Source organism: Streptomyces sp. AC627_RSS907, assembly GCF_019049165.1.
Genome location: NZ_JAGMUE010000092.1, coordinates 74,347 through 93,921, shown reverse-complemented (window position 1 = coordinate 93,921; position 19,575 = coordinate 74,347). Strand labels below are relative to the sequence as shown.

General features: G+C 69.8%; 24 protein-coding genes and 1 tRNA gene. 4 read left to right on the top strand and 21 right to left on the bottom strand.

Annotated elements, in window-relative coordinates; genetic code table 11:
• Nucleotides 1-277: 277 nt before the first annotated feature.
• On the bottom strand, nucleotides 278-1,522 hold the full coding sequence (locus KUM32_RS20540; protein ID WP_217143372.1) for an APC family permease: 1,245 nt from the start codon (nucleotides 1,520-1,522) through the stop codon (nucleotides 278-280).
• A 154-nt stretch (nucleotides 1,523-1,676) separates the two neighbouring features.
• Here KUM32_RS20540 and KUM32_RS20535 point away from each other — a divergent pair, with 154 nt between their 5' ends.
• On the top strand, nucleotides 1,677-1,943 hold the full coding sequence (locus KUM32_RS20535) for a GlsB/YeaQ/YmgE family stress response membrane protein (RefSeq protein ID WP_217143371.1): 267 nt from the start codon (nucleotides 1,677-1,679) through the stop codon (nucleotides 1,941-1,943).
• Between the two features lie 119 nt (nucleotides 1,944-2,062).
• On the opposite strand, the gene KUM32_RS20530 is transcribed toward KUM32_RS20535, so the two are convergent.
• Nucleotides 2,063-2,551, bottom strand: a complete 489-nt coding sequence (locus KUM32_RS20530; protein ID WP_217143370.1) for a YajQ family cyclic di-GMP-binding protein — start codon at nucleotides 2,549-2,551, stop codon at nucleotides 2,063-2,065.
• Between the two features lie 252 nt (nucleotides 2,552-2,803).
• Between KUM32_RS20530 and KUM32_RS20525 the strand changes: the two genes are divergently transcribed.
• A tRNA-Tyr gene (locus KUM32_RS20525) sits at nucleotides 2,804-2,885 on the top strand.
• A 164-nt stretch (nucleotides 2,886-3,049) separates the two neighbouring features.
• Here the strand turns inward: KUM32_RS20525 and KUM32_RS20520 are convergent.
• The 6 genes from KUM32_RS20520 to KUM32_RS20495 all read right to left on the bottom strand — a co-directional run bounded on the left by KUM32_RS20520 (nucleotide 3,050) and on the right by KUM32_RS20495 (nucleotide 7,951).
• Nucleotides 3,050-4,417, bottom strand: a complete 1,368-nt coding sequence (locus KUM32_RS20520) for a site-specific integrase (RefSeq protein ID WP_217143369.1) — start codon at nucleotides 4,415-4,417, stop codon at nucleotides 3,050-3,052.
• Nucleotides 4,418-4,486: 69 nt separating this feature from the next.
• Nucleotides 4,487-4,675, bottom strand: a complete 189-nt coding sequence (locus KUM32_RS20515) for an AlpA family transcriptional regulator (RefSeq protein WP_217143368.1) — start codon at nucleotides 4,673-4,675, stop codon at nucleotides 4,487-4,489.
• A 183-nt stretch (nucleotides 4,676-4,858) separates the two neighbouring features.
• Entirely contained in the window at nucleotides 4,859-6,001 is a 1,143-nt protein-coding gene (locus tag KUM32_RS20510) for a DUF3631 domain-containing protein (RefSeq protein ID WP_217143367.1), read from the bottom strand.
• On the bottom strand, nucleotides 5,998-6,339 hold the full coding sequence (locus KUM32_RS20505) for a hypothetical protein (protein WP_254405860.1): 342 nt from the start codon (nucleotides 6,337-6,339) through the stop codon (nucleotides 5,998-6,000). The genes KUM32_RS20510 and KUM32_RS20505 overlap by 4 nt, the downstream gene beginning before the upstream one ends.
• Nucleotides 6,336-7,244: a bifunctional DNA primase/polymerase gene (locus tag KUM32_RS20500; protein WP_217143366.1), complete on the bottom strand. Its 909-nt coding sequence runs from the start codon at nucleotides 7,242-7,244 to the stop codon at nucleotides 6,336-6,338. The genes KUM32_RS20505 and KUM32_RS20500 overlap by 4 nt, the downstream gene beginning before the upstream one ends.
• A complete protein-coding gene (locus KUM32_RS20495) occupies nucleotides 7,241-7,951 on the bottom strand; it encodes a DNA cytosine methyltransferase (protein ID WP_217143365.1) in 711 nt (236 codons plus the stop codon). Before KUM32_RS20495 ends, KUM32_RS20500 begins: the two co-directional genes overlap by 4 nt.
• 261 nt (nucleotides 7,952-8,212) lie before the next feature.
• Between KUM32_RS20495 and KUM32_RS20490 the strand changes: the two genes are divergently transcribed.
• Complete coding sequence (locus tag KUM32_RS20490) at nucleotides 8,213-9,175, top strand: HNH endonuclease (protein WP_254405859.1); 963 nt, start codon at nucleotides 8,213-8,215, stop codon at nucleotides 9,173-9,175.
• A 20-nt stretch (nucleotides 9,176-9,195) separates the two neighbouring features.
• Here the strand turns inward: KUM32_RS20490 and KUM32_RS20485 are convergent, their stop codons facing one another.
• The 10 genes from KUM32_RS20485 to KUM32_RS20440 form a co-directional block, all read right to left on the bottom strand.
• Entirely contained in the window at nucleotides 9,196-9,663 is a 468-nt protein-coding gene (locus KUM32_RS20485; RefSeq protein ID WP_217143364.1) for a hypothetical protein, read from the bottom strand.
• A 203-nt stretch (nucleotides 9,664-9,866) separates the two neighbouring features.
• Complete coding sequence (locus KUM32_RS20480) at nucleotides 9,867-11,996, bottom strand: FtsK/SpoIIIE domain-containing protein (RefSeq protein ID WP_217143363.1); 2,130 nt, start codon at nucleotides 11,994-11,996, stop codon at nucleotides 9,867-9,869.
• A gap of 107 nt (nucleotides 11,997-12,103) precedes the next feature.
• A complete protein-coding gene (locus tag KUM32_RS20475; RefSeq protein WP_217143362.1) occupies nucleotides 12,104-12,304 on the bottom strand; it encodes a hypothetical protein in 201 nt (66 codons plus the stop codon).
• Nucleotides 12,301-12,486: a pRL2-8 gene (locus KUM32_RS20470; RefSeq protein ID WP_374227536.1), complete on the bottom strand. Its 186-nt coding sequence runs from the start codon at nucleotides 12,484-12,486 to the stop codon at nucleotides 12,301-12,303. The genes KUM32_RS20475 and KUM32_RS20470 overlap by 4 nt, the downstream gene beginning before the upstream one ends.
• Nucleotides 12,477-12,794 carry a hypothetical protein gene (locus KUM32_RS20465; RefSeq protein ID WP_217143360.1) on the bottom strand — a complete coding sequence of 106 codons (318 nt, stop codon included), beginning with the start codon at nucleotides 12,792-12,794 and terminating at the stop codon, nucleotides 12,477-12,479. The genes KUM32_RS20470 and KUM32_RS20465 overlap by 10 nt, the downstream gene beginning before the upstream one ends.
• A gap of 2 nt (nucleotides 12,795-12,796) precedes the next feature.
• The gene (locus KUM32_RS20460; protein WP_217143359.1) at nucleotides 12,797-13,141 is read right to left on the bottom strand and encodes an RRQRL motif-containing zinc-binding protein; all 345 of its coding nucleotides are present in this window, start codon (nucleotides 13,139-13,141) and stop codon (nucleotides 12,797-12,799) included.
• A complete protein-coding gene (locus tag KUM32_RS20455) occupies nucleotides 13,141-14,040 on the bottom strand; it encodes a DUF2637 domain-containing protein (RefSeq protein ID WP_217143358.1) in 900 nt (299 codons plus the stop codon). Before KUM32_RS20455 ends, KUM32_RS20460 begins: the two co-directional genes overlap by 1 nt.
• Nucleotides 14,037-14,462: a hypothetical protein gene (locus KUM32_RS20450; protein ID WP_217143357.1), complete on the bottom strand. Its 426-nt coding sequence runs from the start codon at nucleotides 14,460-14,462 to the stop codon at nucleotides 14,037-14,039. The genes KUM32_RS20455 and KUM32_RS20450 overlap by 4 nt, the downstream gene beginning before the upstream one ends.
• On the bottom strand, nucleotides 14,462-14,908 hold the full coding sequence (locus KUM32_RS20445; protein WP_217143356.1) for a Pycsar system effector family protein: 447 nt from the start codon (nucleotides 14,906-14,908) through the stop codon (nucleotides 14,462-14,464). Before KUM32_RS20445 ends, KUM32_RS20450 begins: the two co-directional genes overlap by 1 nt.
• A complete protein-coding gene (locus KUM32_RS20440; RefSeq protein ID WP_217143355.1) occupies nucleotides 14,905-15,174 on the bottom strand; it encodes a DUF6284 family protein in 270 nt (89 codons plus the stop codon). The genes KUM32_RS20445 and KUM32_RS20440 overlap by 4 nt, the downstream gene beginning before the upstream one ends.
• A gap of 666 nt (nucleotides 15,175-15,840) precedes the next feature.
• On the opposite strand from KUM32_RS20440, the gene KUM32_RS20435 reads away from it, so the two are divergent.
• Nucleotides 15,841-16,971 carry a helix-turn-helix transcriptional regulator gene (locus KUM32_RS20435; RefSeq protein WP_254405858.1) on the top strand — a complete coding sequence of 377 codons (1,131 nt, stop codon included), beginning with the start codon at nucleotides 15,841-15,843 and terminating at the stop codon, nucleotides 16,969-16,971.
• Here the strand turns inward: KUM32_RS20435 and KUM32_RS20430 are convergent.
• From KUM32_RS20430 to KUM32_RS20420, 3 genes are all read right to left on the bottom strand, one after another.
• On the bottom strand, nucleotides 16,955-17,743 hold the full coding sequence (locus tag KUM32_RS20430; protein ID WP_217143354.1) for an NUDIX domain-containing protein: 789 nt from the start codon (nucleotides 17,741-17,743) through the stop codon (nucleotides 16,955-16,957). The two genes, KUM32_RS20435 and KUM32_RS20430, sit on opposite strands and share 17 nt — an antisense overlap.
• Nucleotides 17,744-17,876: 133 nt before the next feature.
• Nucleotides 17,877-18,839, bottom strand: a complete 963-nt coding sequence (locus KUM32_RS20425) for a hypothetical protein (RefSeq protein ID WP_254405857.1) — start codon at nucleotides 18,837-18,839, stop codon at nucleotides 17,877-17,879.
• Between the two features lie 14 nt (nucleotides 18,840-18,853).
• Nucleotides 18,854-19,408, bottom strand: coding sequence for a hypothetical protein (locus KUM32_RS20420; RefSeq protein WP_217143353.1), 555 nt, complete (start codon nucleotides 19,406-19,408; stop codon nucleotides 18,854-18,856).
• Nucleotides 19,409-19,575: the final 167 nt, after the last annotated feature.

Below are 19,575 nucleotides of genomic sequence, written 5' to 3'. Positions count from 1 at the left end.
AAGGGCCCGCCAGGCGTGCCTGCGGTACGGCCCGACCAAGCCCGACCCGGGGTCGGCTCACGTACAGCGGACCAGGTCCGATCGGGCCGGCAGACACACCCCGGCGTTCGCCCCCCGGACATGCTCACGCACGGCGAACGCCGCACAGCGAAGCGGATGCCCTGCCGAGCCCACGGCCCATCCGAGCCCACGGCCCTGCCGAGCCCGTCCGCCGCGGCCTGCCCCTCCTCGGCGGCCCGACCCGGGGCAGGCCGCGTAGGCGCACCCCCGCAGCCGCCTACCGCGAAGTCCCCCGTCGGCGCACCCCGTACGCCACCGCACCCACCGCCAGCACACCCGCACCCACGCCCACCGAGACCACCGGAAGCGAGAACGCGAGCCCCACACACCCGACCAGCCCCAGCGCCGGTACGACCCGCGCCGCCCTCGACGGGTCCAGGGTCCAGGCCGAAGCGTTGGCCACGGCGTAGTACAGCAGCACCCCGAAGGAGGAGAAGCCGATCGCGCCCCGCACGTCCACCGTGGCGGCCAGGACCGCCACCACCGCGCCCACGGCCAGCTCCGCACGGTGCGGCACCTGGAACCGCGGGTGCACCGCGGCCAGCGCCCCGGGAAGATGACGGTCCCGGGCCATGGCCAGCGTCGTCCGTGAAACGCCCAGGATCAGCGCCAGGAGCGAGCCCAGCGCCGCCACCGCGGCACCCACCCGCACGACCGGCACCAGCTCCGGCAGGCCGGCCGCCCGTACCGCGTCGGCCAGCGGCGCCGTCGCCTGCCCGAGACCACCCGAGCCCAGCACGGAAAGGACAGCCACCGCGACACACCCGTACACCGCCAGCGCGATGCCCAGGGCCAGCGGGATCGCACGGGGGATCGTGCGCTCCGGGTCCCGCACCTCTTCTCCGAGGGTCGCGATGCGCGCGTACCCCGCGAAGGCGAAGAACAGCAGACCGGCCGCCTGCAGGACCCCACCGACGCCGTCCGACAGCCCGACGTCCAGCCGTCCGGCACCCGACCGGCCGGACCCCAGGCACACCACCACCACGGAAGCGAGGACGACCAGGACCACCGCCACGATGGCACGCGTCAGCCAGGCCGACTTCTGGATGCCGCCGTAGTTCACCGCGGTCAGCATCACCACGGCCGCCACCGCCACCACGTGCGCCTGCTCCGGCCAGACGTACGCGCCCACGGTGAGCGCCATGGCAGCGCAGGAGGCCGTCTTGCCGACGATGAACGCCCAGCCCGCCAGATACCCCCAGAACTCCCCGAGCCGCTCGCGCCCGTAGACGTACGTGCCGCCCGAAGCCGGATACCGGGCGGCCAGCCGTGCCGACGACATGGCGTTGCAGTAGGCGACGACGGCGGCCACGGCGAGGCCGGGCAGCAGCCCCGACCCGGCCGCGCGGGCCGCGGGTGCCAGGGCCGCGAAGATCCCAGCGCCGATCATCGAGCCGAGCCCCACGACCACGGCGTCACCGACGCCGAGGGTGCGCCGCAGCTCCGAACCCGCAGGTGTCATGGACCGCACCCTACTGATCAGCGCAACCACCCGGAGGAGCCGGAACGTCCTGACCACCAAGAGGACATGAACACACGCGCGGAGGAACGAGCCCACGAAGGAGCCCGCAGCACCGGGTGGGCGCGGGCACAGCGAGAAAGGGCAGGGTCACGGTATGACCGTCATCAGCTGGATCATCCTCGGACTGCTGGCCGGAGCCATAGCCAAGTTCCTGCTGCCGGGCCGCGACCCGGGCGGGCTCGTCGGCACCACCCTCATCGGCATCGCGGGCGCCTTCATCGGCGGCTGGATATCGGCCCGCTGGCTGGACCACCCGATCAGCAAGGACTTCTACGACGGTGCCACCTGGGCGGCGGCGATCGGCGGTTCCCTGGTCCTCCTGGTCGCCTACCGGCTCCTGTTCGGCAACTCGCGCGATTGAAACGCGGCAGCGCGCCGTCGGCCGAGGAGGAGGGCGGGCACCGACGGATAGGTGCCCACCCTCCTCGCGATCGCCGTCCCGCACCTTGAACGGTGCCGTCCGAGCCGTCGCTCAGCAGGTCACCGGTAGTTCACGAACTGCAGCGCGAAGTCGAAGTCCTGGCCCTTCAGCAAGGCGATCACGGCCTGCAGGTCGTCCCGGCTCTTCGACGAGACACGCAGCTCATCACCCTGCACCTGGGCCTTCACGCCCTTGGGGCCCTCGTCGCGGATGAGCTTGGCCACCTTCTTCGCGTTCTCCTGGGAGATGCCCTCCTCGATCGACGCGAAGATCTTGTACTCCTTGCCGGAGAGCTGGGGCTCGCCCGCGTCCAGGGCCTTCAGCGAGATACCGCGCTTGATCAGCTTGGACTGGAAGACGTCGAGGACAGCGCTCACCCGGTCCTCGGAGTCGGCCACCATGAGGATCTTGTCTCCGGACCAGGAGATGGAGGCGCCCACGCCCTTGAAGTCGTAGCGCTGCGAGATCTCCTTGGCGGTCTGGTTGAGGGCGTTGTCGACCTCCTGCCGCTCGACCTTCGAGACGATGTCGAAACTGGAGTCGGCCATGTCCTGTGGCTCCTTGTATCGGGTGCGTGATGGGTCTGGGTGCGTGTCGGGCCGCGTATCGGGTCCGCGCCGGCATTCATCGGCGGCCGCCGGGCCCGGCAGGGGTCCTCGGCCGCATCCGGACAAGCCTAGCCACCCCCCGCCTCCTGGGTGGCGATCAATCGGGTGGCGAAGCACCCCTCCACATCAGGTATCGTTTACGTCGTTGCCACGGAGCACCGCCGAAAAGCGGTTCGAAGGGCAGCGAACCCCGGCGGTGTGCCCGAGCGGCCAAAGGGAGCAGACTGTAAATCTGCCGGCTCAGCCTTCCCAGGTTCGAATCCTGGCGCCGCCACAAGATCGAAAGGGTCTGTGACCAGCAGCAATGCTGATCGCAGACCCTTTCGGCGTTGACGGGCCCGACCTGGTCGCTATGGGCGCTTTTTCCCAGTGTGTCTCACCCTGATTCGGGTGCTGACCAGTCCGTGTGGGGCAGGTGTGGGGCAGCTTCCGGCCCTCCTAGCTGCCGTTCTTCAGCGCCCACTCGATGCGGGCGTTCGCCGTGGCGGCGCCGCCGTCCAGGCACTTCGCGTACACCCGGAACAGCACGGCCACGCTATGGCCGGCGCGCGCGGCCACCTCCTGCGGTTCCACCCCGGAGCTGAGCCAGGTGGACACGGCGGCGTGGCGAAGATCATATGGACGCTTCGCCAGCAGCGACGCGCACTGAGCGGGCGTGAGGGCACGTGCGCGAGCTTCCGCCCACACTTCGCCGTACCCGGTGTCCTGGATGAGCCCTCCGCGCTGCGTGCGGAACAGTCGCCCGTCCGGCGCGACGCCGTACGCCGTGACGTGCCACCGCAGCAGGTTCACGAGGTCGGGCGGGATCGGCACAGTACGGACCGCTTTCCGGGGCCGGTGTTTCAAGCCCCGCCGGTCGTGCGCTTCGCCGCTGTCCGTCCAGGCCGACCCCGACCGCGGACGGGTCTCCCGGAGCCGCAGGGTTCCCCACCCCCGGCGAGGCAGGTCGCAGTCTTGTAGGCGCAGGCCGATGACTTCCGCCGGCCGTGCCGCCGCGTAGTACATGCACCCGAAGAATGCGACCAGACGGCGCCCACGGGCGCTCTGTGTCCGCACGGCGTCGAGCAGCGCGAGTGCTTGCCGGGGGTCGGGCACCGACGCGGGGTCCAGTTCCTCGGCCACCTGTTCCGGGGCCTTCCACTGAACCTGCGGCAGGGGGTTGTCCGTCAGGCGGCCGGCATCGACGGCGTAGCCGAGCGCGTTGTGGAAGATGGCCCGCTTCCGACGGATGGTCGACGCGGACGCCGTGGTGCCGTCCAGTTTCTTCGTCAGGGCGTCCAGGGCGGCGCGTACGCGCATCCGGTCGGCCAACGAGGACGTGGGCAGGGACTTCCGCTCGAACCACGCCAGCACGGCGGCCACGTCGTCCGGCGGTTCCTGGTCACGGCGGCTCACGTTGAATGCCCAGCTATAGAGGGCCGTCCGTACCATTTGGGCATCAGCCATGCCCTTCGTGTCCCTGACGAGAGCGGGCGTAACGGTGGCCATGGCTTCCGCGAGCGTCCGGCGTGTGGAGCCGGGGGAGTGCTGCCACTTCATCTCGATGTACTCGCGGGCGTGCTGGTACCAACTGACGTCGTTGCGCTGTCGCAACTCGGAGAGCGGCGCCCCGGTGGTCTCGTCGAAGGGCTCGCCGGCGTGAGCCGCCCGCAGCAGTTCGGCGCGGCGGCCCTCTGCCAGTGTCTTGGTGCGGAACGTCTGGGAGTGCGGAGTGTCGCCTGTCTTCCAGCGCAATTCGGCGGATGCCTGTCCACGGTCCTTCCGCTGTCGGACGGACCAGATTCGAACGTCGTAAGTCTTCCCCATCGAGGGCCTTCCTGCGAACGGGGCCCGGCATGAGCCGGGCCCCGTGGGTGGGATGGTCAGTCGGCACGATCAGTAGGCGGGGGAGTCCAGGTTGCTGAGCCAGTCGTCCAGGTCGATGCGGCGGACACGCAGGTGACCGTTGGGCAGCTTCACGAGACGCGGCGCCTGCCCACGGGCGCGCATGCGGTAGAAGGCGGCGCGGCTCATGCCGATCTCGGTGAGGACTTCGGGGAGCTTGAGCATCTTGGTGCCAGCCAAGGTGGTGACTCCTTCTCAGGGCGAGTCGTCCGGGGGGCCCTCTGAGGGCCGCTACTTCCGCTACCGCCGCTACCTCGCAGGTCAGGGGCGTGATCGAGGTAGCGGGAAGGGGTAGCGGTAGCGGATGGGTAGCGGGAAGGTAGCGGCAACCGGGGCGGGTTGCCGCTACCTCATCAGTGCTGGTCAGGCCGCGTTTTCGGTGCCGGGTAGCGGAGGTAGCGGACTTTCCGGGGGTGGGGGGCAGTAGCGGGCCCAGGCGTCCCACAGATCGGCGCTGTAGTAGCCCTTGAGGACACTCCCGGCGGCCTTGATGTTGCGGGAGGCGATCGGCTCGTTGTCGGCCGTCATGTACTCGGCGAGCATCTTGGACAGGCGCCGGTTGTCGAGCGGCTTACCGTGCAGATCCGCCCACGGGGCATCGTCCAGGGCGTTCAGCCGGTCCAGGATCGCGACGGTGGGAAGCCGGTCGACGCCGGCCATGACGTGGTCCCGCAGGTCGGTCAGCAGCCGCACTCCGAGACTGCCCTTGTCGTTGGCCTTGGACGCGGCCACCAGCGCCACGCACGCCTCCCGCGCCCGGTCGGGCCAGTCCCCGCCGGCAGCGTCCGCGATGGCGAGCAGGGGCTCCCACACGTCCGCCGGCCGGTCGGTCACCCCGTCGGGCATCTCGGGCCAGGACCCCATCACGGAGTCGCGTGCCTGCTCCGTCCACTGCGCGAGCCGGTCACGGAGCTTATGACCCTCGGCTTCGTGGAGGCGGGCGCGGAAGGCTTCCACGGTCTCGTTGCGGGCCCGGCGCCGCATCCGGATCACGACCGAGCGCGTCATGATCGTATCGGGGAGCGCTCCGAGTCCGGCGACCGCGACCGCGCAGTACGACGGGAAGGCTTGCACGGTCTGGTTGCCGCCGTCGCCGATGCACCGGTACGTGACGCCGGTGCGGCGGTGTCCGGCATTGAGGAAGCCGCGCAGTTCCTCGTTGTCCCCGGCCTTGGGGCCGAAGATCGTGTCGATCTCGTCGAACAGGATCGTGGGCCGTCCGTTGGGGTTGGACACGGACCGGAACAGGGCGGCGGCGGACGCGTTGACGGCCGTCATGGGCTGCGGCACGAGCGTCTCCACCACCTCCAGCGCCCGCGACTTCCCCGACCCCGGCTCAGGGGACAGGAAGGCGAGGCGGGGGGTGGAGTCGAAGCAGTCGAGCAGGTGGGCGTGTGCGTCCCACAGTGCCACGGCGACGTAGGCGGCTTCGTGGGGGAAGACGTTGAAGCGGCGGTGGAAGGCTTCCACCTCGTTGAGCAGCGCGGCCCCGTCGGTGGGGGTCATGCGGCGGCCCTCCCTTCCGTGGTGGCGGCGTGCGGGCAGACGCCCACGCGCACACGGGCTTGCAGCTCGGAGACGTCGGCGCGGCCCCGGGCGCGTTCGTGGTGGCCGCAGGCGCAGAGCCAGTCGGCGACCGGAACGCCCTTGGTGCGGATGTGCAGGCCCGGGGTGATGCCGGTGACGGTGACCGGCTGCGGGTCAGGGCGAAGGGCAGTGACGACGCCCTGACGGGCGGCGCCTTTCGGCTCGCCCACCACCGGCAGGGGCACGGCCGGCCGGGCGGCGCGCGGGCCGGTCGGGATGGCGGTGATGCTCTTCAAAGGGCGGGGGCGGGTGGTCATGCCGCCACCCCCGCGCCGGTGTGGTTGCGGCTGATGGACCAGTCCAGGGCGCTGCGGAGGGTGGCGCGGCACTCGGCCGCGGGCAGTCCCGCCGACTCCCCCGCCCCTTGAAGAGCGTCCTCCACCACGGTGCGGGGCAGATCGCCGGACGCGACGAACCGTCCCAGCGCCCGCCCGGCGCGCAGGAGCGTCGCGTTTCGCTGCCCCTCACGCGCTGCGGCCACGGCGTTGGTCTCCCGGGCCAGGGCCGCAGCGACGTAGGGCCGGTGACGCCCTGCGGCCGGTGCGACCGGTCCGGCCACGGGCGGCCGGTTGACCGGGTGTGGGGGCACCAGCAGCGTCTTGAGCCAGGCGGGCAGGGGTCGCAGCAGGGCGGGCCCCACCGTCTCGTACAGGGCCCCGTCGACCAGACTGCCGGCGGCGACGACGTAGCCGCCCCACGCACGGGTGTCGACCAGCGGGGCGAGCGTCCCGGCGGTGTTGTGTAGCCGTACGGCGGCGGGGGCGGTGAAGTACAGGTGGCTACCGCCGCTCGCGGTCCGCACGGTGCGGGTGCGGGGGACGGGCTGCCCGGTGCGCTCGCAGAGCGCCGCGAAGGTCGCCGCGCCGCAAGGCGCGTCCGTGCTGCTCCTGTCCTTGGCCACGTCCAGGTCGACGACCAGCAGCCCGGAGGGGCCGGTGGCGATACCGACGTTGAACGGGGCCCGGGACCAGGCGGCGCGGATGCGGTCCGGGTCGGTGGTGGCCCGGTCCTCCCACTTGCGGTGACCGCCGGCGCACGGCCCGGTGCCCGGGCAGGCGGTTTCGCCGTGCAGGGCAGGGCGCTTGGTGCCGGGACGGAGCGGGAAGACGTGCCAGCCGCGTGCTGCGGCGGCCAGGGCCGCGCGCATCAGGTTCGCGCTCATGCCGCCACCTCCGGCACAGGGGCGAGGTTGGCGAGGGCGGCGTGGCCGATGTGCTTGGCGTAGGCGGGAGGGATGGCCTCGCAGACGCCGCGGATGGTGGTGATCCACGGCGTGCCCATGGCCTCGGCCGCAGCGCGCTGCCATGCCTTGGAATGGCGGCCGCCGGTGATGGTCATGAACGGCCGCTCGGGGGTGGGCAGGTAGCCGTTGCGCGTGCACCTGGCGACGTGCGCCGGGTGGGGCGGCGGCAGGAGCGGGAACGACGTCTCGAACAGGCGGTGGCGGTACATGCGTAGCCCGAACATCGGGCCGCACAACATCACCGGGTCGACCATCTCCGGGCGTGCGGCCTCCACGTTCTCGATGACGTGGGGGCGGCCGACGGCGCGCATCGCGGCGCGGGTGGGGGCGATCAGGTCGGGATAGGTCTTGTGGTTGTAGGCGTTCAGCGGCGTGTAGGCCTGGCAGGGCGGGGAGCCGTGGACGAGGTCGTACTCGTGGCCGTGCGCGAGGAGGTACTCGATCGCGTCGCCGTGGACGAACGTGAACGGGTACTCCTCGGCGCAGCTCGCGTCGAGGTCGACGCCGACTACGTCGAAGCCGGCCTGGTGATAGCCCATGGCCATGCCACCGCGGTGGCAGAACAGGTCCAGGACGCGGGGGCGGGAGCCGGCTCGTGGTGGGCGAATGGGGGTGGGGTGGGTCATGCTGGAGACCTCCATCAGGTCAGTCCTGTGACGGGTGGAGAAAGGGCGGCCGCCGTCTTGTGGTGAGGGGCGGCCGCCCGCAAAGACCCCATGGCCGCGCGCGGGACGCGCCTGCCGGTGATGGGATTCGGGGTGGGGGTAGGCCCCGCCTATGGCGCGAGGCGTTGTCAGTGGTGCCCGCTACGTTGATCACGAGCGTGCGGGCGAGCGCGATCCGTGTCCGCGCGGACGGTCGTTGGGTGTGTTCTATGGGAGGGCTTGATGACGGCGTGGCTGGTGTTGGCGAAGGCCGGGAGCAAGCGGATCAGTGAGGGCTACGACGACAGCCCCGCCACCCACTACAGCTGGGACAGCACCGTCCCCAATCACGCGACCTTGAAGGTCGGCGACGTGATCGCCCTATGGGACGGCGTTGAACTGTTGGGCCTCTCGGCGATCGAGGAGATCGCGGTCGGCCAGGCCGTGAAGGAGACCCCGTACTGCCTCAAGTGCGGCAAGGCAGACGTGGCCGAACGGAAGAAGAAGCTGCCCCGCTTCGTGTGCTGGAACCAGGACTGCAAGCACGAAGCCGATCAGGCCGGGTGGAAGACCAAGCAGGTCACCACCTACCGCAGCCAGCACGAAGCCGGATGGGTCGACGCGCGCGGCACCCTGACCGCACCCGAACTGCGGTCCCTGTGCGTGCGGCAGGCGTCACAGAACTCCCTGCGGGAACTGCGCTGGGACGACTTCCACCACGCCCTCACCCACGGCGGGGTGCCCCTGCCGTTGCGGGTCGTCGACACCGCCCGACAGGTGATCGCCGGCGGCCACGGCACGGCCACCATCCGGGTCCGCAAGGGACAACCCGCCTTCCGCAAGCACCTGCTGGCAGTGTTCGGCGAGGTATGCGCGTTCACCGGCCCCGCACCGGTCCAGGCGTTGGAGGCCGCGCACCTGTACAGCTACGCGGCCAACGGCAAGCACCACAAGGGCGGCGGCCTGCTGCTCCGCCGCGACCTGCACCGTCTCTTCGACCTCGGGCTGATCGCGGTCAACCCGAAGACCAAGACTCTGCACCTCGCCGACGAGCTGAAGACGTACCCGGACTACGCCAAGCTGGACGGCGCCCCGCTCACCGTCGCTGTGACGGCCGACCACACCAAGTGGTTGACCAAGCACTGGGACATGCACCGCCCGGGGATGCCGCTTGCGGTGATTCCCGGCAGGCGAGCCAGCAGATGAGCGTCGCCTAGCCGGAAGGCTCAGCCGCGGAAGTGACTCCGCTTGAACACGGCCTTACGGATGTTGACCGTCGTGCCGCTCTCGCGGTGACCGTTCGCGCTGAAGATCTGTACGGCGATCCATCCGCCGAAGATCACGGCGGCGAGGGTGATCAGTTGGGTCATGAAGGCGGTGAGTGCGGCGATGAACGAGGTGAGCAGGATCAGTCCGCCGCACACCGCGAGGAACCCGACGCCCCCGAGGGCGACGTTCACCGCCGCCCGGGAGACGGCCGGCTTGGCCGCGACCGGCTCGGGGTGGGCGGGGTTGATGGCGTAGCCGGTGACGACGCGGCCGTCCGGCAGGACGATGCTCGCCACCGCCGGCACGGCGTTCGGGTGCACCGGCACGACCGGCGCCGGCGCCACGGCGGCGGGCGGGAGCGGGGTCGGCTGGTGGACCTCCACGGCCCGCTGTGCGGGCACGTGCGGGGTGTGGTCGGGGTACATGCGGAATCCCTTCCGGTGTTCGGTTGGGGAGGCAGCGGCACCCCCTTGGGGGTGCCGTGTGGAGGGGGTTTCGGGGGTCTGAGCAGGCAGGCTCCCCGCCTCCCCGAAGCAGCGTTTTCACTGATCAATGCGGGGGAGGCGGCCCGGGGAGGGGGTTGGGGAGTTCTCCCCGCCTCCCCGGGCCGGACGGTCCTGCCTCCCCGCTACTCGGCGACGGAAGCGGAACCCGTCTCGTCGCGGTTGGCGAGCGCCCGAAGGACGTGATCGCGGTGGACGACCATGACGCCGTGCGACTTCTTCGGCTCCTCGCCGTGCTCCTCCAGCAGGCTCTTGAGTCGGTCGTTGGTCCACTGGTCGCCGTAGACCGTCGGGGCCAGGGAGTGCAGCCGCTTGAGGACCTCGTTGGTCCGAAGCCGGGCCGCGTCGCCGATGACGTGGGCGACGTCGGCGAGCGCGTCACGGTCCTCGGTCTGGTCGACGACGCGCAGGGTGGTGACGCCGTCGCGCAGGGCCTTGGCCCGTGTGGCGACCTCCTTGGCCGGGTCGTCGTCGATGAAGTGGGTGCGGACCGTGATGGAGGACTGGCCTGCCGGCATGTCGATGCCGTCGGACGCGACGACGAGGGTGCCCTTGTCCTTGCCCTGGCGCAGCAGGTGCGGGGCGGCGCCGTCGTCCACGGCCTTGTCCCCCAGCGCCATCCGGGACTGCGTCTCGGTGCCCAGCACGAGGGAGGCACGGGTGTGAGCACCCTCGCGGACCAGCTTGGGGAGGTTTTGGTCGGTGGGGTCCTGCGTGCCCTGCCACATCAGTACGTCGACCGCACGGCCCTGGTTGTGAATCTTGCGGACGGCCATGAAGTAGCGGGAGGTGGCCTTGGCGCCGCCGTAGGGGCGCTTGTCCTCGCCGACGACGGGGCACATGAACGCCACCTGGGCTTCGTCCACCAGGACGATGAGCGGCGGGAACGTGGCTGCCGGGTCGGTGCGGCGCACCTCGATCCGCCGGTTCATCTCCTCCACCGCGTCCTCGACCATCTCGGTCGCCTGGACGACGTGGTCGTCGGACGGGCCCTCGATCAGCACCTCCGCGATCCCGTCGTACATGGACCAGTCGCCCACGCCCTTGAGGTCGGCGATCCAGAACTGCACGGAACGGTCCAGCGACAGCCACAGGGCGAGCGAGCGCAGGGCGGCGGTCTTGCCCTGGTTCGAGCGGCCGGTGATGAGCAGGTGCCGCTGATACACGCTCAGCTCCGCGACGTCCCCGCGCAGGTTCCGGCCCCACGGGGCCTTCCCCTTCTTGTAGTCGGCGGTCATCGTCTCGTCCGTGACCAGCGGGGACGGGCCGATCGGCTCGTCCAGCGCGCCCGAGTCGGCGATCCACAGCCGCACCGTCCGCGCCGCCTCCGGGATCGTGATGAACACCTCGTGCTCGTGCCGGGTCAGGTTCTCCGCGAGCTTGCGGCGCCGCTGCTGGACCTCGTTGGTCGACACCCCGGAGGGAAGGGTCACGTCGACTTCCACACCGCATCCGGCAATCCGGATGGGACCGAGCATGGAGGCGCCGGCGTCGCCCATCTCCTTGATGGCGTTGCGCAGTGCGGGCACTCCGAGGTCGCGCAGGGCCTTGACCACGATGGACGGGGTGATCGGCTCCCCCTCACCGCCCCGGACGTTGGCCGGGAGGGCCCAGGCGGGCGCGGCGTGCTGCTTGCGGCCGACCGACCACAGGGCGAGCAGCGCGAGGAACGGGCCGATGGTGAGCGCCGGACCCCACACGATCTGGACGATCCGGATCAGCAAGGCGATGAAGTCGACCGTCGCCGACAGGGGGGTGATGACGTCCCCGACCTGGCCGGTGCTGATGGCCATCACGACGCCAAGGGCGACCAGCACACCGATGCTCATCCCGGCGCCGACGGCCACGCCCTTGGCCGCGTCGACCGGGGAGTGGAGCAGGTCCATGCGGCGGTGGTGGCGGGCGGCGCGGAAGCGCTGCAACCGCTCCTCCCACTCCTCGGCCGCTTCCAGGTTCCCCGCGGCTTCCGCCGCACGGATCATCCGCTCGTACCGGGAACCGGTCCGGCCGTCCCACGCCCGGCGGGCCACGATCCGGCCCCCGTTGAGGGTGTAGAGGCCGTGCCGGGCCGTCGCGCGCACGGCCGTCTTCGTCCGCTCGTGCGTCACGGCCGTCTTCACCGCGCGGCCGGAGCGCACCCACAGGGGCACGGGCGGTGCCGGCGGCGCGTCCGGCACGACGGTCAGGACCGTGGGGGCCGTGTCGGGAGCCGGGGGATCGGTGGGCTTGTGGAGATAAACGACGTTCTCAGACATGCTGGAACTGCTCCTGACTGCCCCCAGCGGGGGCGGGAGATGAGGGAGAGCCGGGGTGGCCGGGTCCGTGGAAAGAGCGGCCACCCCGGGCTAAATCAACGTGCAGGTCAGCGGCGGTGGCTGGCCTTGTGGGCGCGTCGTGCTGCCTTGCAGGCCGGGCACTTGCGCTCAGGGCCGTCGCCGACGACCGGGGCCGGGATCATCTGACCGCAGACGGCCCGGGTCACGCCGAACACCAGCGGCCCGCAGTCCGGGCAGTGAAAGTGCGAGATCAGCACGGGCCCCTTGCCGGTGCGCCGCATGGTCACCACCACCCCTTCGACGGCTTGGGCACGAGATTGGGGTGGCCGTTGACCATGTGGTCAACGCACTGCGGGCAGTCCTCGCGCGGCTTGAGCTTGCGGTGAATGCGCCGGTCGTGGGCGTGCTGCCAGCACTGCGGGCACTCACCCGGCGGCGTCTCCAGCGGCTTGGCCACGCTCACCACCACCCCGACGACTTCCGGGCCGCCTTCACGCGGGCCCCCTCGGTCATGAGCCTCTGCCGTTCGGCGTGCAGGGCGGTCAGCTCCGCGCTCAGCCGCGTCTCCGCGCTGTTGCCGGTGGCGTCCATCCGGCGTTCCTCACGGCCGGCGCTGCGACCCCGGGCCACCTTGTAGCCACCCACGGCCAGGGCCCGGGCCATCGCCCGGCGCTCACTGCCGGTCAACGGCCACCACTCACCACGGCGGACCGCTTCCAACTTCTTCTCCGTCGACTGGATCGCACGATCCAACCGGCGGATATCAGCGTTACGCATGGTCAGACGCTCCTCGGAGAGTCGGGGTCGGGGTAGGCACAGGGCACGCAGGACCCCAGCGAGGCCGGGATGACGTAGCCCGCATCCCGGCGGCACTGCGGGCAGATGCGGCGGGCCCTGTTCGCCGCCGTGAGCGCCGCCCACCGTCCCGGCGTCATCGGCCGGACCGGCTTGGCCAGGTCGACGCGGTACAGGTAGGCGACCAGGGGTTCGCGGCGGCGGCGCGGTCGTTCGAGCGTCGCGGCCACCTCCTGGCCACCGGGCCGCAGACCGCGTGCGCGCAGTTGCCGGCGGGTGGCGTAGCCGTCCGGGGCCAGGCGCCACCGGAACACCGGTAGCGCCGCCATCACGCGGCCTCAGCCGCCGTAGCGGCCCGCTCGGCGAGGATCGTGTCCCGCAGGGAGCGGGCGTTCGCCGGCGACGTGCGTACCTCCCGGCGGATGCCCTCGGCGGTCACCTTCGCGTCCGGCCAATCGGCCGTCACCTCGCGTGCTTCGGCGAGCAACTGTTCCGGGGTGCGCTTGGGGCGGGTCGACTTCGCCACCGCCGGGACGCGGCCGGTAGCCCGACGCGGTCGGGTCGATTCGACGGCTACCGCGCGCCGCTCGATCGAGGCGACCGGAGCGGGGTCGACCGACGGGAGCGGCTTGGCCGGGAGCGTCGACTTCAGGAAGCCGACGGCCACCGGTCGGGGCAGCACGGGCGTGTTCGGGCTGATCGGCGCGGGGGTCGATACCGCGAGGTCAGCCGTAGACCGTTTCCTCTCGGTCTCGGTGGATTCCTCCGCATTCGTGCTCGCGACCGGGATCGAGGCGGGACGGTGGTGGAGCACCTTGGCCACGAGGTCGGAACCGAAGTAGATCGACCCGACCGGCAGCGACGTGGCGAGCAGGACCAGGGCCCAGTTCGCCGGGTCCCAGTCGGCCAGCCGTCCCCAGTCGACCGTGCGGTCGTGCAGCTCCGGGATCAGCCCGTGCACGTAGTTCAGGACCAGCGACGCGACCGTGTATGCCCCGAGCACCCGCAGCGCGAAGCGGCGGGCGTCACCGGCGAGCACGAGGGTGGCGATCAGGGCGAGCGCCATCAGGCCGTCGACCACGAACGGATAGAGCGTCGCGGCGGTGTCGTCCGCGCCGACCGCGCCGGCGATGTCCCGGAGCGCGTTCCACGACACCCGGAACGCCATACCGACCACGGCCACCAGCGCGAGCACCAGGGCGGCGCGGCCCTTGCGGTGGAGGCTCATGACCGACCCCCCAGCCACGGGAACGGGTGGGTGTGGTGCGCGGCGCGGAAGACCCGCATGGCCACCCCGGCGGGGGAGTCCGGCTTGGCGACCGGGCGGCCCCCGGTGATCGAGGCCAGCATGCGGGCGGCGTGGTGCTCGCACCCGTCGGCGCCGGCGTTCTCCCGGTCGACGATGGTCACGACAACCGGGCCACCGCACGGCGTCGGGTCCTCCGGGTGCGCCGCCGGACACCGGACGACGTTCGTGTCCGGCGTCTCGTCGACCAACTCGATCAGCCGCTCCACGGCGACTTCGAGACGGCCGATCAAGCGGGCCAGGGCGTTGCCGTCCAGCAGGTCCACGTTCTCCGCAGCCGCCAGGGCTTGGCGGGCGGCGACGATGGTCCAGCGGTCGTGCTCGGTGAGGTCGAAGCGGGCCATCAGGCGGCACCCCCCGCCGTGATCAGTGCGGCGAGGATGAGCAGGGCGCCGCCGGTCATGGTGAGGTCGACCGCGCGGCGCAGGCACGTGAACTTGACGACCGCGATCCGGGACAGTCCGGCGATGTCGGCGGCCAGGTCGGAGGTCACGGCGACGCCGATCTCCTCGGCGGTGAGGGTGGCCCACAGGGGGAAGCCGTGCCGGCCGCTCAGGTTCGGGCGCACCGACCGCAGCAGCAGACCGGCCGCCGCGACCAGCAGCGCCAGACCGATGCTGCCCATGACGATGGCGGGCGTGTTCAGCGGCACGTCGCGGGTGACCGTGAACGTGCCGGCGAGGACCGCGCCGACGAACGCCAGCAGCAGCGCCGTCTTCGTGTCCGTCCGCGCGATCTCCGCCTTCACCTCGGCGTGCGCGGCGGTCAGGTTCCGGTCGGTGGCGCTCACGCGGCACCCCCGGAAAGGCTCGCGCCGGCCGCACTGTTGACCAGCGCGACCCGGGCGGCCAGCGCGCGGCGGCGGGCCCGGCGGATGCGGCGCTCGTCCAGTTCGCTCGGCGTGCGGTCCAGGGTGACGATGTGCGCGTCCAACAGGTCGACGTCCGCCAGGATCACGGGCATCTCCTGCTCGATCGCGTCCAGCTCCGCGTTCGTCGGTTCCATGAAGTCGGCGAACGCGGTAACAGCGTCCTGAACAGTGACGATGTGGTTCATGGGTCGTGGTTCCTTCCAGCGAGGAACGGCCCGAACGCGGCTCCCGGGGTGCCACCCGGGAGCCGCTCGCCGTTGGAGTCGGTTTCCGGCTCCCCGCGCTCCTGCCCGTACGTCCCGCAGAGCGCGGAACGGACGGGCAGGAGAGGCAGCCGACGCGGCATCAGCGCCGCGAACCAGTACGGACCGAACTACGGATGGCACCGCCAGCCGGTCCGTACCGGCGGCGCCTGGATATGTCGTCGGTACACACCGACCTCCCGCGTGAGCAGGGACATTGAAGGGCGCGACTCCCCGCCGCGCGGTCCGTCTTTTCAACTCGGGGAGACGGGGCCCACCTATGCAGTTCTCAACCAACAGACGCTCACTTCGTACTCACCCCCGACGGGGGCTTTCCTCCGGACGCTGCCTCGCGCACCACGTCCCAGGACCGGCCTGCTATCTGGTGCGCACCAGTAGAATGCAACTGGTGCGCACCAGTGTCAAGGTGGTTCGTTGGTTCGGGTGGCGGTCGGACCGCCGCGGTGCATCTCCAGAAGACCTCTGGAGGCAGGGCAACCGGTAGCCAACAGGGCTTAACTTCCGGCCTGTTAACCCCTGTTGACCTGCGGCAACGTGCGTAATGCTGGCAAGGTGGTGCGAAGGGAACCGACGCCGGGAGGGGGGCCCATGAGTGCGGGGCTTCGGAGCGCGCGGACTGCGCGCGGATGGTCGCAGGAACGGCTGGTTCGCGAGATCGAGCAGTTCGCCCGGCGGAACCTCACGGACGTTGCATCAACCGCGAGTCTGCGGGTGTACGTGTCCGAGTGGGAGAACGGCAAGCGCACCATCTCCGACCGTTACGCGCGCATCTTGCGGCAGCTCCTCGGTGTCACGGACGGGGAGCTGCGGGATTCCGACCCGGCCCCCGTGGCGCCGACCGCCGACGGCTACGACGACCTACTGAGCCGGATTGATTCGGCCAGCAGTGTCAGCGAGTCCATGGTGAAGATGTTCAACGACCAGACCGAGCTACTGCGGACCATGGATCGCCAGAGAGGCGCCGCGGCCCTGGTCGATCAGATGTCCGGCCACTTGTCCGCCCTTGAAGACGCGCTCAATTTTGCCGTGCTGCCTTCTGCCCGTCGGCCTGTGGCACTCGCGCTCGCAGGTGCCTCAACTCTCGCAGCGTGGCAGGCCATCGACTCGGGCGCCGTCGAGCGGGCGTGGCGACACTACGAACTTGCCAAGCGCGCGGCGCGCGACGCTGAGGAGCCCATGTACCTAGCCCATGCCATGGGCGAGCAGGCGTACGTGCTCTGCGAAGCGGGACGGCCGGCGCTCGCCGTCGACCTCGTGCGGGACGCTCAGCGCACCGTCGGCCAAGCCGGTTCGGCCCGACTCCGGGCGTGGCTGCACGCCGCTGAAGCCGAGATGTGCGCGCACGCCGACATGCCGGACGACTGCCGGCGTGCGCTGGACGCGGCCACGGCCGTCATCCCGTCGGGTCCCGAGGACCGGGACCCGGACATGCTGAGCATCTTCTTGAATGGCGCTCATCTCACCCGGTGGCAGGGCAACGTGCTTGCCTTGCTCGGGGAAGAGTCGGCGGTCACCAGCCTCTACAGCGCGCTGGAAGTGATGGACCCGACGTTCGTGCGCGCCCGGGCCGGTCTGCACGCCGACCTGGCCCAGGCGCACCTCACGCGAGCCGAGTACGACGACGCCAGCACGCACCTGCGCCAGGCTCGCCTGTTGGCGAGCCGGACCGGTTCGGTCCGGCAGCGCCGTCGCGTCGACATGCTTACTGCGCGGCTGTGAGCCCAGGCGTCCGTCGCGCCGCCAGTATGTGTAGCAGAGCGACCAGGGTGCCCGAGCCCAGCAGCTCGCCGCGGGCCATGAGCCCGGGGATGTCTGCCAGCGGTACCCATTCGATGTGGCCGGCCTCTTCCAGGTCGGTCGGCTCGCCGACCTTCTCGGCGCCATGCGCTACGAAGATCTCATGCGGCGAGTCGACCATGCCGACCATGGGCTGATAGCTCACCACGTGTTCCAGCGACTTGGGCCGCCATCCCGTCTCTTCGACAGTCTCCCGTAGCGCCGTGTCCGCAGGGTCTTCCCCCTGGTCGACGATGCCGCCGGGGAGTTCCCATCCGAATTGCTTCGGAACGAAGCGGTACCGCCACATCATCAGTACCCGGTCCTGATCATCAATGACGGCCGTGACCGCCACGTGGTGGAGCCTCACAACGTGGTGTTCGAACCGCTTTACCCCTGGGGGTTCCACGTCCCAAAGTTGGAGTCTGACCCATCGGTTGTCGTACACGTCGCGCTCGCCGTAGATGCGCCAGGGTTCCAGCCCTGCCGGACGCTGAACGCTCACCGCGCCCGGCACCCGGTACGAACTCCGTCCCCGAACCTCCAACAGTCCCTCGGAGACGAGGCGGGCGAGCACCTGCCGTAGAGCCGTTCGGCCGATGCCGAGTTCTTCCACGAGTGTGCGTTCTGAGGGGAGCTTGTCACCGGGCGCGTATTCGCCTGCCGCGAGTCGCGCGCGAAGCGTCTCGTAGACCTTGGTCGTCTTCGGTCCCATCCGCGGAGCACTCTCCGTTCTGACGTGGTGCGTACCAGCGTAGCTGGAACCCCGCGCAGACTGGCGGCCCGCTCCCTTGATGATGGCATCAAGGGAGCGGGCCGTTTACCTGGCTGGGTGATTGCAGGGCTTTCTAGGTATTTCGCAAGCTAGTTACTGCATAAATCTTGCGTTCGCGCCCGCCAGCGAATTGCACCTTAGTGACCTCGACTTCGGCTTCCACTCGCTTGTTGAAGAATTCGTGCAGAAGGGGGGTCAACTCTTCATCCGTGCTAGCGCGGATGAGTTCTCCACCGTCGGTTCGAATCTCAACCTTGCCATTGAATGAACTCGCTGTCCCTAGCCAGCCGGTAATGGTTACAGTTTCCGATTCGGTAAATTCACTAACCTCGCAGAGGTAGCGGACTCGCTGTACTCCCGAAGGACTCCAGTCGCTCCGCCTTACTTGACCGCCCTGTGTATGCCAGGCGACTCGCAGTCCCACGCTCGCTTCGCTTAGGCCAGAAGTCAGAGCGCCGATATGCTTCAGGGCTCGTTGCCCGAGCGGTACAAGCTGTTCCGCCAGCATGTCATTGGACTGGCTTGGCCCCTCCGAGAGATCCACGATGTCGAGTACCGTGTCCACGGCGTCATCAAGGACAGTGCGGGTTTCTCGCTGGAAATCAGGGAACAGGCTATTCTCTGCCTGGTCAAGCTCGGGTCCGTAAATGGTCAAACCGAAAGAAGAGGGGAAGACTGAAGCTGCTCTGAGAGTAGTCGCGTCTCGGATGTCGCGCGGGATGGAGGCGAAGCTGGTGGGTTTGCCTGTAAGGGCTTGGGCGACGGCGGCGACGGACTCTTGTAGGTTCGTCAGGAATGGCCCAAGCGTCGAAACAGGAACCATGTGTTCGGCTGTGGTCGCGCCTGTTAGGGCTACGTCAAGGCGGCGACGCTCCATCTCTTCCTGCTCAACATTCAGAGCCTGGAAGAGGCGTCTACGCTGACGTACGGAGAACTCTGCGGGTGTCGTCGGCGCGCCATGCCCTTGATGCATCGTGGCATTGCGAACCTGCCGCATCCAGTCGCGAAGGGCACGCTTGTCGGAAGGGTCGGGCATGGGCACGTGTGATGTCACAGCCGCACCTCCACGTAACCGCGCCGCGTCTCACCCGGCAGTTCGCCGATTGAGTCAGCCTTTGTGCACTGCCACACTTCATCGTAGAGGCCAAGGTCCCTGTATGAGTCCCCTTCCCCTGGCTGGAGAAGGCTTGGAACCATCTGGGAGACGGGTACCCGCTTGGGGAGGCGCAGCAGGAGAGCGTCAACGCGCATGTTGTGCTCCACGCACCAGCCGCGCAGCGTGACGTCATCCAGGTAGGAGAGAGCTTCCGAGTCCAAGCGGTCGAATACCTCAGCGCGTACTAGGTAGGTGACATCCACATCGCTCGGGTCGGGCTTGCGCGAGATGAAGCTACCTCCTACCCACATGCGACTGATCTCCCCTGTCCATGCCTCAACGATGGCGCGATGCTGAGTCCATTCTTCCCAGATCGCCTGCCTGATCGCAGACCCTGTGGACGCAACGAACTCGTCGTGCATCTGTTCCAGTGACATGGCGTAGCGGCCCGGCGGCAGCAGGTCCGTGACCAGGTCGGGCTCCGGCAGATAATTCGTACTCAAGCGCACGACCCCCCCTCAATCATGATCGGCCTTGCGATGCTACTGGGGGTGAGTCACGTTGAGCCCTGACTCGCTGCATCTCGTTACGTCCTTGTGCTGATCGCCCCGCAGTAGGAGCAGTCGCCTGTCAAGGGTGTCTGAGGACACGGACGGCCGACGGAGGCCCGGAGGGT